The sequence below is a fragment of the Sphingopyxis sp. genome, assembly GCF_965279725.1.
GTDB lineage: Bacteria > Pseudomonadota > Alphaproteobacteria > Sphingomonadales > Sphingomonadaceae > Sphingopyxis.
In genome coordinates this window covers 1,212,218-1,224,606 of the sequence record NZ_CBDIIL010000003.1, presented here as the reverse complement: position 1 = coordinate 1,224,606, position 12,389 = coordinate 1,212,218, and the positions used below count along the sequence as shown (strand labels likewise).

Sequence of the window (12,389 nt, the reverse complement as noted above, 5' to 3'; positions counted from 1 at the left end):
TTGGTAAGGAGAAGACCGATGCTTCGTCTCGCCGCCGCTTTTGCCCTCGGGTTTTCGACTCTCGCGCTGTCCGCCTGCGCCTCAACCGGCGAGGCCGAGAACCAGTGGACGACCGTCTCCGGCAAAATCGCCTATCGCGAGCGCATCGCGCTGCCGCCGAGCGCGCAGATCGAAGTCCGACTCGACGATGTCAGCCTGGCCGACGCGCCCGCGCGCAATATCGCGCGGCAGGCATTCGGCGCCGACGGGCAGCAGGTTCCGATCGCTTTCCTGATGCGCTTTGATCGTCGCGCGATCGACCCGAGGCACAGCTATGCGGTGTCGGCGCGGATCACCGACGACGCCGGGAAACTGATGTTCATCACCGATACGCGCAACAGCGTGACGTTCGATGGCGGGTCGGAGATCGACATGGGTATGCTGATGCTGGTCAAGACCAACTGATAAGCAACGCAAGCTCCGCCACGACGGCGAGCGAACCGCGGCATGTGCGCGGGCGTCAGTTGATTTTGTCCGGTCGCAGTTCGATTTTGCGACCATCGACCTGCCAAAGCCGTTGATCGTTCGTGGCAACATAAAGTGGCAAACCCAGCGAATGGGACGCGAACACAAATATTTCGGTTGGCACCGGGTCGAGGCGATTGCTGGTCACCAACGCAACCGGCTCGCTTCCCGTCGGCAATTTGGGCAGGTCAAGATTGAGGCAGCTCGCGCTAAACGGACGGCTTGACCACTTTTCCCCATCCGGCCCGACAACGACGCGAAAATGTCCGCCGATGGGATAGCTTGCTGCTGTCGTTTGCGCGGTGAGGAGATACACCCCGATTGGGCCATCGGAGGACGGCACCACGACGGTGTTGAACGGCGCCGCCGAGCAAGGTTTATAGCCCTCGGCGACGGCGATCTTCGCGGCAGCCTCCCGGGCCGCCGCCAGCTCCGCCTGGCGCGCGGTCAGCGGCACCGGTGCCGGAAGGAGTTCGGAACGTAACAATTCCTCGCCTTCAACTTCGGCCACGAAGAACGCGCGCGCGTCTTTGCCCACGCCGCGAAAATATGTGGCCCGCAGCGCCGAACCGGACGCGCGCTCAATGACATAGCCACCCGGTCCGGCGAGCTGCGCTCGATCCATTTTTTCAAGCAGGGCGTCGGTACTCACGCGCGCCGCTTTGTCGAGGGCATAGAGGATTGTGCCGATAGAAGCGGACTGCTGAAGCAGCTGTTGATCGGCCGGTGAAACAATCTGCTCCTCCGACGGGGGGATCGAAGCCGGAGACGAGGCCTGTGACAGCATCAGCATCAGTGCGAGCATTGCATTTCTCCCATTCGCACAACCAGCGTGAAGGGCTAACCGCCTTTAATTATCGAAACAACGACGGGGATGAACCGGTGTGCCGTCGCGGCGTTTGTGTATGTCCGCCAGTCGCTCTCCCGTTTGCGCTCGGTTCGGCAGCATCCCATAGCAAAATGTGGCGCATAGCTATGCGCGCGCGCTGTCGCTTGACGCTGCGCCTTCGCAGGTGCAGCAATCGCGCTATGGGGCCTCCAATCCAGATCTCGCAAAATCCCGACATCCGCTATCTGGGGCGGATATTGGGCGACGTCATTCGCGCCTATGGCGGCGACAAATTGTTTCGCCAGACCGAATATATCCGATCGTCGAGTGTCGACCGGCACCGCGGCATCGCGGGGGCCGAGGCGATCGATCCGGGACTCGATGCGCTGAGCCTGGATGACACGGTCGCGTTCGTGCGCGGGTTCATGCTGTTTTCGATGCTCGCCAATCTGGCCGAGGACCGGCAGGGGGTGGCGGCGGAGCCCGAGGCGACCATCGCGGCGGCGATCGCGCAGCTGAAGGCCGACGGGATCGATGGCGATGCGATCGCGGCGCTGCTGAGCGCGTCGCTCGTCGCGCCGGTGCTGACCGCGCATCCGACCGAGGTGCGGCGCAAGTCGATGCTCGACCACAAGAACCGCATCGCCGAGCTCATGCTGCTGCGCGACAGCGGCGCCGAAGAGACGGCCGAGGGTGATGTCGTCGAGGAGGCGATCCGGCGGCAGATCGTCCTGTTGTGGCAAACGCGCCCGCTGCGCATGGAGAAATTGTTCGTCGCCGACGAGATCGACAATGCGCTGACCTATCTCCGCGACGTCTTCCTGCCCGTGGTGCCCAAGCTTTATGCGCGCTGGGAAGCCGAGCTGGGGCAGCGGCCCGCAAGCTTTCTGCGCGTCGGCAGCTGGATCGGCGGCGACCGCGACGGCAATCCGTTCGTCACCGCCGAGACGATGGTCATGGCGACGGGGCGCAATGCCGCGGCGGTGCTGGGCCATTATATCGACGCGGTCCATGGGCTGGGCGCCGAACTGTCGGTGTCGGCGAGCCTTGCCGCGGTGCCCGACGCGGTCGAAGCGTTGGCCGAGGCGAGCGGCGATGGCGCGCCGAGCCGCCGCGACGAGCCCTATCGCCGCGCGCTGTCGGGCATCTATGCGCGGCTGTGTGCCACTTATGCACAGATCGTTGGCAAGGCGCCGCCGCGCCCTTCGGCGCTGCGCGGCGCGCCCTATGCCACCCCCGCTGATTTCCGCCGTGACCTTGTCACCATCGCCAACGGGCTGTCTTCGAACAGCCAAGGGCAGTTTGGCGGCATCGGCGCGCTCGGGCGGCTGATCCGCGCGGTCGAGGTGTTCGGATTCCACCTCGCGACGCTCGACATGCGGCAGAATAGCGCGGTGCACGAGCGGGTGCTCGCCGAATTGCTCAGCGTGTCGGGCGTGTGCCCGGACTATCTGGCGCTGGACGAAGAGGCGCGCGTCGCACTGCTCACCGCCGAATTGCAAAGCGACCGGCCGCTCGCGGCGCCGTGGCACCAGTGGAGCGACGAGACGGCGGGCGAGCTCGCGATCGTCCACGCCGCCGCCGATGTGCGCGCGAGGCTGGGACCGGACGCGATCTGTCAGTGGATCATCAGCATGGCGCAGACCTTGTCCGACCTGCTCGAAGTTCATGTCCTCGCCCGCGAGGCCGGATTGTGGCGGAGCGGCGAGGCGGCGGGCCAATCGAACCTGATGGTCGTTCCTTTGTTCGAGACGATCGCCGATCTCGACAAGGCGCCCGCGATCATGGCGCGTTACTTCGCGATGCCCGAAATCGGGCCGCAGATCGGCCAGCGCGGCCATCAGGAAGTGATGATCGGCTATTCGGATTCGAACAAGGACGGCGGCTATCTGACCTCGACCTGGGGGTTGCATCAGGCGTCGCAAGCGCTGACCCCGGTGTTCGACGAGGCCGATACCGCAATGCAATTGTTCCACGGCCGCGGTGGCGCAGTCGGGCGCGGCGGCGGCAGCGCCTTTGCCGCGATCCGCGCCCAGCCTGCGGGCACAGTGCAGGGGCGCATCCGCATCACCGAACAGGGCGAGGTGATCGCGGCGAAATATGGCACCGCGGCGAGCGCAGCGACGAATCTGGAGGCGATGGTGTCGGCGAGCCTGCTCGCGAGCCTGGAGCCCGAGGCGCTGAGTGACAAGGATGCGGCGCGTTTTACCGCGGCGATGGATGCGGTGTCGGACAGCGCCTTCGCGGCGTATCGCGGGCTGGTGTACGACACCCCGACGTTCAAGGATTTCTTTCGCGCGATGACCCCGATCGCCGAGATCGCGACGCTCAAGATCGGGTCGCGCCCTTCGAGCCGGACCAAGAGCAGCGCGATCGAGGATCTGCGCGCGATCCCGTGGGTGTTCAGCTGGGCGCAGGCGCGTGCGATGCTGCCGGGCTGGTACGGCACCGGCGAGGGTTTTGCGGCGTTCGGCGACAAGGCGCTGCTCGCCGACATGGCGGCGGGCTGGCCGTTTTTTGCGGCGCTGCTCGGCAATATGGAGATGGTGCTGGCGAAATCCGACATGGGGATCGCGGCGCGCTATGCCGAGCTGGCGGCGAACATCGACGGGCATGAGGCGATCTTTGGCCGCATCCGCGATGGATGGCACCGCGCGCATGACGGGCTGCTCGACATCACCGGACAGACACGCTTGCTGGACAAGAACCCGGCGCTGGAGGCGTCGATCCGGTTGCGGCTGCCGTATATCGAGCCGCTCAACCTGCTGCAGATCGAGCTGATGAAGCGGCATCGCGCCGGGGAGACCGACCCGCGCATTGCAGAGGGGATTCAGCTGACGATCAATGCGATCGCGACGGCATTGCGGAATAGCGGGTAGCGAATAGCTACCCACCTCCGTTTGTGTCGAGCGAAGTCGAGACACGTGAACGCCGAGCAAGCGTGTCTCGACTTCGCTCGACACAAACGGAGGTGGGTGTTCGGCTGGCCGTCAGCTCTTGACGATCACGACCTCGCCCTTGGCGTTCGCGCCGTCGGGGGCGAAGTTGATGCGGAAATCGGCGCCGTCCTTGTCCTTGCCCGCGAGCGTGTCGCCGGTGCGGGTGACCTTGACGCCCTTCTTGGCAAATTCGCCGGCCATCCAGTCGGCGGCCTTCGTCGGCGCGGCGGGCGAGGTGAAGCCGAGCTTAACCGTCGCTTTGTCAGCGCCGCTCTTGTCGTTCGCATCGACATCGACCTTGGTGACCTTGCTGCCCGGATAAAGCTTCACGCCGTCGATATCGAAATCGCTCTCGATATCCATGTCAACGAAATCCGGAATATCGATGTCAATCGACGCGCCGTCGCCGCCGATCTTGATATTGCCGCCGTCCTTGCCGGTCTTGATCTGGACCCCGCCATGCTCGTCGCCGGCGTTGATCGAGACTTCGGTGGCGTCCTTGGCTTTCTCATTCTGCCCGCAGGCGACGAGGAGCAACATCGGGGGGATCAGGAACGCGAGGCGCATGGGGATTCTCCTTGGTGCATTAGTTATATAATACACCTTGAGAATTGGCGAGTCAACGCTCGTCTCCCTCGTCATGCCGGACCTGATCCGGCATCCATCCCGCCCGCGCAGTCATGGACCCCGGATCAAGCCCGGGGTGACGAAGCAGCGCGAAGGTCTTGCTATGCGTCGATGCTAGTCCGCAAATCGCCGTGGACCAGCCCGCCATCGACGGTGATCGTGTCGCCGACGACATAGTCGCCCGCTTTCGACGCAAGGAAGATCGCGGCGCCCGCCATGTCCTCGGGCACGCCGATGCGCTTGACCGGGATGCTTTGCGCCACCGCGTCGCCGTGATCGCGCGCCGCCTTGTTCATGTCGGACTGGAAGGCGCCCGGCGCGATCGCGGTGACGAGGATATGGTCGGTGACCAGCCGCGCCGCGAGGCGCTTGGTGAGGTAGAGGATCGCGGCTTTCGAAGCGTGATAGCTATAGGTTTCCCAAGGATTGAGCCGCTGGCCGTCGATCGAACCGATGTTGATCACCTTGGCCGGGCGTTCGTGCGAACCGCCCGCCTTGAGCAATCCGTGAAGCGCCTGGGTGAGGAAGAAGGGCGATTTGACGTTGATGTCCATCACCTTGTCCCAGCCCGCTTCGGGGAAACCCTCGAACGGTTCGCCCCATGCGGCGCCGGCGTTGTTGACGAGGATGTCGAGGCGTTTCTCGCGGGCTTCGAGTTCTTTCGCCAGCGCGCGGCAGCCCTCGACGGTAGCGAGATCGACCGGCAGGCCGATGACCTTGCCGGGGTAGCGGGTGTCGAAATCGGCGATGGCTTCCTCGATCTGCGCGGTCTTGCGCGCCGAAATGTACACGCGTGCGCAGCCTGCGGCGAGATAGCCCTCGACAATCATCTTGCCGATCCCGCGCGAGCCGCCGGTGACGAGCGCGATGCGGCCGTCGAGGCCGAACATGTCTTGAAGGTTCATAATATGAGCTCCTTTAAAGCCCCTCCCCTTCAGGGGAGGGGTTGGGGTGGGGGCTGCCGGCGTTGCGCAAGGCCGATGGCCCCTACCCCGCTCGACCAAAGGCCCGGCTAACGCCGGACCAAGTCTCGCTGCCCTCCCCTGAAGGGGAGGGCGTAATCAGAAATCAGTAGCCGTTCATCCGCGCGACCTGGTCGATGTGGTAATGTACATCACCCATATATTCCGCCAGCGCGCGGTCGCGTTTCATGTAGAGGCCGATGTCATATTCGTCGGTCATACCGATGCCGCCGTGCATCTGGACGCCCTCACGCACCGCAAGATTGGCAGCGCGTCCGGCCTTTGCTTTGGCGACCGAGACCATCAGCTTGGCGCCCTCGCTGCCCTCATCGAGCAGTTGCTGCGCCTTCATCACCGTCGCGCGCGCGACCTCCATTTCGCCATAGAGATGCGCGGCGCGGTGCTGGAGGCCCTGGAATTCGCCGATCAGCTTGCCGAACTGTTTGCGTTCCTTGAGATAAGTGACGGTCATGTCCATCGCGCCCTGCCCGACGCCGACCATTTCGGCGGCGGCACCGGTGCGGGTGGCGGCGAGCAGCGCGTCGAGGATGTCGCCGCCGGCATCGACTTCGCCGATCACCGCGTCGGCGTCGACCTCGACGCCGTCGAGCGTGACATGGCTCGCGAGCGACGAGTCGACGAGGCGGCGCGGGTCGGCGGTGACGCCCTTGGCATCCTTCGGCACCGCGAACAGGGTGATGCCGCCGTCGGTCTTCGCCGCAACGATGCTCATGTCGGCGACATGGCCGTGGAGGACAAAGCTTTTCTTGCCGTCAAGGCGGAAGCCGTTGCCGGCGCGCGTCGCGGTGGTCGCGATGCGGTCGGGACGATGCTTGGCGCCCTCGTCGATCGCGAGTGCAATGATTGCCTGGCCCGACGCGATCGCGGGGAGCCAGCGACCCGCCTGCGTGCCGCCCGCCTTGGCCAGCGCGGCGACCGCGCCGACGCTGGTCGACAGGAAGGGCGACGGGGTCAGGTTGCGGCCGATTTCCTCGAGCACGATGCCCGCCTCCATATGCCCCATGCCGAGCCCGCCATGCGACTCGGGAACGAGCATGCCGGGCAGGCCCATGTCGGTGAATTGCGACCAGAGATCGCGCGAGAAGCCGGTCGCGTCGGCGGTATCGCGCAGTTTGCGCAGGTGCGAGACCGGCGCCTGTTCGGCGACGAAGGGCGCGACGCTGTCCTTGAGCATCGCCTGGTCGTCATTGTGATAAAGCGGCATTTTATTTCTCCAGTTCCCCTCCCGCTTGCGGGAGGGGTTAGGGGTGGGCCAGCGACGTTGCGTCTGCCCACCCCGCTGCGGCTAGCGAACAAGTTCGCAAGCCTCGCTGCCCCTCCCGCAAGCGGGAGGGGAGAAGGACTACGCCCCCGGCAGATCGAGGATACGCTTGGCGATGACGTTGAGCATGACTTCGCTTGTCCCGCCTTCGATCGAATTGGCCTTGGTGCGCAGCCAGCCGCGCGCACGGGCGCCGCCCTTGGTCTCTTCGCTGTCCCATTCGAGCGCTTCGCTGCCACCGCCCGACATGACGAGTTCGTGGCGGCGCTTGTTGAGTTCGGTGCCGACATATTTCATCATGTTCGAGCTGGCCGGATGCGCGCGGCCGGTCTTCCACATATCCATGAACCGCTCGCCCATCGCGCGATAGGCAAAGACATCGACGTCGAACGCCGCCATTTCGGCGCGCAGGATCGGATCGTCGAGTTCGCCCGCGGCATTCTTGCCGAATGCCTTGGCAAAGGCGCCGCCGATGCTGACCATGTCGCCGCCCGCGCCGCCGCCCGAGATCATCTCGCGTTCGTGGCCGAGCAGATATTTGGCGACGTCCCAGCCGCGGTTCACTTCGCCGATGAACTGCGTCTTCGGCACTTCGACATCGTCGAAGAAAGTTTCGCAGAAGGGCGAGTTGCCCGAAATCAGGAGGATCGGCTTGGTCGTAACCCCCTTGCTCGCCATGTCGAAGAGCATGAAGGTGATGCCCTGATATTTATTCGCCTTGTCGGTGCGGACGAGGCAGAAGATCCAGTCGGCCTGGTCAGCATAGCTCGTCCAGATCTTCGATCCATTGACGACCCAATGATCGCCCTTGTCCTCGCCGAAGGTCTGGAGCGAAACGAGGTCGCTGCCCGAGCCGGGTTCCGAATAGCCCTGGCACCAGCGGATTTCGCCGCGCGCGATCGGGTTCAGATATTCGACCTTCTGTTCCTCGGTGCCGAATTGCAGCAGCGCGGGGCCGAGCATCCAGATGCCGAAGCTGTCGAGCGGCGAACGCGCGTGGATGCGCTTCATTTCCTGTTTGAAGATCTTGGTCTGCTCAGGAGTCAGCCCAGCGCCGCCATAGGCTTTGGGCCAGTCGGGGACGGTGTAACCCTTTGCGGCGCAGACTTCGAGCCACTGCTTTTGGGCGTCATTCTTGAACACCCAGTTGCGTCCGCCCCAGCAGACATCGCCTTCCTCGCGGATGGGTTCGCGCATTTCGGCGGGGCAGTTCGCCTCCAGCCAGCCGCGCACTTCGGCGCGAAAAGCGTCCAGATCGCTCATGTTTCAGGCTCCTCTTCCTGTGCCAAATCTAGGAGCAGTCGCCCGCTTTACGCAAGCGTCAACTTGGGCGGGCGCACCTGCCGTTACGGCGCCGTAGCGTCGGTGAGGCCAGCGTTGACGCGTCGCCTTTGCCCCCTAAGCTAAGTGGCAAAAGAAAACGGGAGAATGGGTATGCGATTCGCAGGCAAGATTGCCGTCGTCACCGGAGCTGCGTCGGGAATCGGCAAAGCCGCGGTTTTGAAGCTTGCCGGCGAAGGGGCGCACGTCTTTGCTGCCGACATCGACGAAGTGGGCGGACAGGCGCTCGCTGCCGCGTCGAACGGCCAGATCGATTTCATCCGCTGCGATGTCACCCAGCCATCCGACATCGAAAGATTGATGAACGAAGCGGCGGCGAAGGGCGGCGGCATCGACATTCTGTTCAACAACGCCGCCGCGGGCGGCGACCGTGCGCCGATCGATGAGATTACCCCCGAAGGCTGGGACCATACGATGGACCTCGTGCTGAAATCGGTCGCGATGGGAATCCGCTATGCGAGCCCGCACATGAAGGGCCGCAAAGGCGCGTCGATCATCAACACTGCGAGCGTTGCCGCGCTCGGCGCGGGCTATTCGCCGACCGCCTATGCGGTCGCGAAAGCGGGCGTACTCCACCTGTCCAAGGTCGCGGCGACCGACCTTGCGCGTTATGGTATCCGCGTCAACGCGATCTGCCCGGGGTTCATCAATACCAATATTTTCACCGCCTCGCTCGACGTCCCCGACGAAAGCAAGGAGATGGCGAAAGCGATCATCGCGGGGGTGAGCGAGGCCGCACAGCCGGTCGCGCGCGGCGGTCAGCCCGAGGATATCGCCAACGCCGTCGCCTATCTGGCGAGCGAAGATAGCTCGTTCATGACCGGTACCCATATGCTGGTCGATGGCGGGCTGACAATCGGCCAGCGTCATGCTTGGGACCCCGAAGCGCCGGGGATATTCGACGCGCTGGTCGCGATGGAGGAGGGTGCCAAGGCCGGAGCGGCGGCGTGAGCACAGCCACCGCCACGGTTCCGGCGCCCAAACGCCTGCCTGTCTGGCTGAAGGCGGTGCACGGGCTCGGCAGCATCGCCTATGGCGTCAAAGACAACGGCTTTTCGACCTTTCTGCTGCTATTCTACAATCAGGTGATCGGGCTCGACGCCGGGATCGTCGGCGCCGCGATCATGGTCGCGCTGATCGCCGACGCGTTCGTCGATCCGGTGATCGGCGAACTCACCGATCGCACGCGCAGCCGCTGGGGTCGCCGCCTGCCGTGGCTTTATGGCGCGCCGATCCCGCTCGCGATCGCGTGGATGCTGCTGTGGAGCCCGCCCGCGATGAGCGACACGATGACCGTCGCCTGGTTGATCGGCTTTGCGATCATCGTGCGGTCGTTGGTGTCGATGTGCGAGGTACCGTCGGTCGCGATCGTCCCCGAACTCACTGGCGATTATGACGAGCGCACCGCGGTCATGCGCTATCGCTTTCTGTTCGGCTGGGGCGGCGGACTGCTCATCCTGCTGCTGGCGTATGGTGTGTTTTTCGGCGGCGCGAAGGGGCTCGTCGATCCTGCCGGCTATTTCCCCTACGCGCTCGCCGGCGCGCTGATGATGGCGGGCGCGGTGGTGATATCGGCCGCGGGACAGCATAAACGAATCGCGGTGTCGAACCTCGCCGACGTGAAGCCGGTGATGACGCTGCGGCAGATCTTGCGCGAGATGCGCGACACGCTGTCGAACCGCGCTTTTCTGTGGCTGATTTTTGCGGCGCTGTTCGGCTTCGTCAATCAGGGCATCACCTTTTCGATGAACAATTATCTGCTCGGCTTTTTCTGGCAGTTCACGCAGGGCGAGATGGTCGCTTATGTGTTCCTGCTGTTCGCTTCGATGATCGCCGCCTTCGTGATCGTCGCGCCCTTGTCGGCAAAGCTCGGCAAGCGCGACGGGGCGATCGTGGCGGGCGCAATTGCGCTGCTGGTCAACAGCGGCATCTATTTCGCGTGGATCGAGGGCGTGTTCCCCGGCCTGCCCGGCAAACCCAGCGTCGCGACGATGTTTGCGCTGGTGTTCATCTCCAACAGCTTTTCGATCGTCCTGATGATCCTGTCGTCTTCGATGATGGCCGATGTCGTCGAGGCGTCGCAGAGCGAGACCGGGCGCCGGTCCGAAGGTCTGTTCTTCGCGGGGTATTTCTTCATGCAGAAATGCGCGACCGGCATCGGCATTTTTGCCGCAGGGCTGATCCTGTCCTTTGCGGCCTTTCCGGCGTCCGCCAAACCAGGGCAGGTCAGCGACGCGATCCTTGGCAATCTTGCGCTCGGCTACGCGCTCGCCATCCTTATCATCGGTGTGCTCGGCCTGATCGTGATGCGGAAATTTCCGATCTCGCGCGCCGATCACGAAGCGCGACTAGCACTGCTCGATGATGCGGCACGCGCCGAGCCCGATGCGAGCGGGCTGCATCCGTAGCGGAAAATATCAGCCCGCGACGGAATGGGGTAATAATCGGCCCGCAGGGGTTGGCAAATCAGGACGAATCGGTCCAAAGGCTTACGTGAACGTAAAGGGAAGGATGCTAGACATGGATTTCGACCTCACCGACCGGCAGGTCTATTGGCGCGACCGCGTTCGTGATTTCATCGATCGCAAGGTGCGCCCCGCCGTCCCGACCTACGACAAACAGGACAAGACCGGCGACCGCTGGAAGGTCATCCAGATCGTCGAGGATCTGAAGGCCGAGGCGAAGGACGCCGGCATCTGGAACCTGTTCATGCCGCCCAAGTCGGCCGCGCATCATCATGTCGACGAGACGATCGAATTCGAAGGCCCCGGGCTGACCAACCTCGAATATGCGCTGTGCGCCGAGGAAATGGGCCGCGTCGGTTTCGCCAGCGAAGTGTTCAACTGCTCGGCGCCCGACACCGGCAATATGGAAGTGTTCCACCGTTACGGCACCGCGGCGCAGAAGGAAAAATATCTCAAACGGCTGATGAACGGCCAGATCCGCTCGGCCTTTCTGATGACCGAGCCCGCGGTCGCCTCGTCCGACGCGACCAACATCGAAACCCGCATCGAGCGTGACGGTGACGACTATATCATCAACGGCACGAAATGGTGGTCGTCGGGCGCGGGCGATCCGCGCTGCGAAGTCGCGATCGTGATGGGCAAGACCGATTTTGCCGCCAAGCGCCACGCCCAGCAGTCGATGGTGCTGATGCCGCTGAATGCGCCCGGTGTAAACATCCTGCGACACCTGCCCGTCTTTGGGTATGACGATGCGCCGCACGGCCATATGGAAATCGAGCTGAAGGACGTTCGCGTTAACGCCGAGGAAGCGATGCTGCTGGGCGAGGGCCGCGGCTTCGAGATCGCGCAGGGGCGCCTTGGCCCGGGCCGCATCCATCACTGCATGCGCACGATCGGCGTTGCCGAGGAAGCGATCGCCAAGATGGCGAAGCGCCTCCAGTCACGCGTCGCATTCGGCAAGAAGGTCGCCGAGTACAGCATCTGGGAACATCGCATCGCCCGGGCGCGCATCGACATCGAAATGACGCGGCTACTGTGCCTGAAAGCCGCCGACATGATGGACAAGGTCGGCAACAAATCGGCTGCGGCCGAAATCGCGATGATCAAGGTGCAGGCGCCGAACATGGCGCTGAAGATCATCGACGACGCGATCCAGGCGCATGGCGGCGGCGGCGTGTCCGAAGATTTCGGACTGGCGAAAGCCTATGCGCATCAGCGCACCCTGCGCCTCGCCGACGGTCCCGACGAAGTGCATGAACGCGCCATTGCCCGCATCGAGTTTGCCAAGCATAGCGAAGCGGCCGAGCCGGGCTTTTCGTCGGGCGACATCGGCGTTTCGCGTTAATATCGTCATTGCGAGAAGCGAAGCGACGAAGCAATCTCCAGCCATCGGCCTTGCGCCATAATCCAAGCTGGAGATTGCTTCGCTCCGTTCGCAAT

At 63.9% G+C, this 12,389-nt stretch carries 10 protein-coding genes; 5 read left to right on the top strand and 5 right to left on the bottom strand.

Annotation, left to right across the window (positions count from 1 at the left end):
- Positions 1–18 precede the first annotated feature (18 nt).
- Positions 19–444: a YbaY family lipoprotein gene (locus tag ACQY6T_RS14835; RefSeq protein WP_428631947.1), complete on the top strand. Its 426-nt coding sequence runs from the start codon at positions 19–21 to the stop codon at positions 442–444.
- A gap of 55 nt (positions 445–499) precedes the next feature.
- Here ACQY6T_RS14835 and ACQY6T_RS14830 read toward each other — a convergent pair whose 3' ends face one another.
- Complete coding sequence (locus ACQY6T_RS14830; protein ID WP_428631946.1) at positions 500–1,309, bottom strand: hypothetical protein; 810 nt, start codon at positions 1,307–1,309, stop codon at positions 500–502.
- A gap of 224 nt (positions 1,310–1,533) precedes the next feature.
- On the opposite strand from ACQY6T_RS14830, the gene ppc reads away from it, so the two are divergent.
- A complete protein-coding gene (gene ppc, locus ACQY6T_RS14825; protein ID WP_428631945.1) occupies positions 1,534–4,212 on the top strand; it encodes a phosphoenolpyruvate carboxylase in 2,679 nt (892 codons plus the stop codon).
- Between the two features lie 111 nt (positions 4,213–4,323).
- Here ppc and ACQY6T_RS14820 read toward each other — a convergent pair whose 3' ends face one another.
- The 4 genes from ACQY6T_RS14820 to ACQY6T_RS14805 form a co-directional block, all read right to left on the bottom strand.
- Entirely contained in the window at positions 4,324–4,839 is a 516-nt protein-coding gene (locus tag ACQY6T_RS14820; RefSeq protein ID WP_428631943.1) for a hypothetical protein, read from the bottom strand.
- 161 nt (positions 4,840–5,000) lie between these two features.
- Entirely contained in the window at positions 5,001–5,804 is an 804-nt protein-coding gene (locus ACQY6T_RS14815) for an SDR family oxidoreductase (RefSeq protein WP_428631941.1), read from the bottom strand.
- Between the two features lie 163 nt (positions 5,805–5,967).
- Positions 5,968–7,086, bottom strand: coding sequence for an acyl-CoA dehydrogenase family protein (locus ACQY6T_RS14810; RefSeq protein ID WP_428631938.1), 1,119 nt, complete (start codon positions 7,084–7,086; stop codon positions 5,968–5,970).
- A gap of 138 nt (positions 7,087–7,224) precedes the next feature.
- Positions 7,225–8,406 (bottom strand): acyl-CoA dehydrogenase family protein, encoded by a 1,182-nt coding sequence (locus tag ACQY6T_RS14805; protein WP_428631936.1) that lies wholly within the window; start codon positions 8,404–8,406, stop codon positions 7,225–7,227.
- A gap of 171 nt (positions 8,407–8,577) precedes the next feature.
- Between ACQY6T_RS14805 and ACQY6T_RS14800 the strand changes: the two genes are divergently transcribed.
- The 3 genes from ACQY6T_RS14800 to ACQY6T_RS14790 all read left to right on the top strand — a co-directional run bounded on the left by ACQY6T_RS14800 (position 8,578) and on the right by ACQY6T_RS14790 (position 12,294).
- Positions 8,578–9,435 (top strand): SDR family NAD(P)-dependent oxidoreductase, encoded by an 858-nt coding sequence (locus ACQY6T_RS14800; protein WP_428632675.1) that lies wholly within the window; start codon positions 8,578–8,580, stop codon positions 9,433–9,435.
- The gene (locus ACQY6T_RS14795; RefSeq protein ID WP_428631934.1) at positions 9,432–10,892 is read left to right on the top strand and encodes an MFS transporter; all 1,461 of its coding nucleotides are present in this window, start codon (positions 9,432–9,434) and stop codon (positions 10,890–10,892) included. The genes ACQY6T_RS14800 and ACQY6T_RS14795 overlap by 4 nt, the downstream gene beginning before the upstream one ends.
- A gap of 112 nt (positions 10,893–11,004) precedes the next feature.
- On the top strand, positions 11,005–12,294 hold the full coding sequence (locus ACQY6T_RS14790) for an acyl-CoA dehydrogenase family protein (RefSeq protein ID WP_428631931.1): 1,290 nt from the start codon (positions 11,005–11,007) through the stop codon (positions 12,292–12,294).
- Positions 12,295–12,389 lie beyond the last annotated feature (95 nt).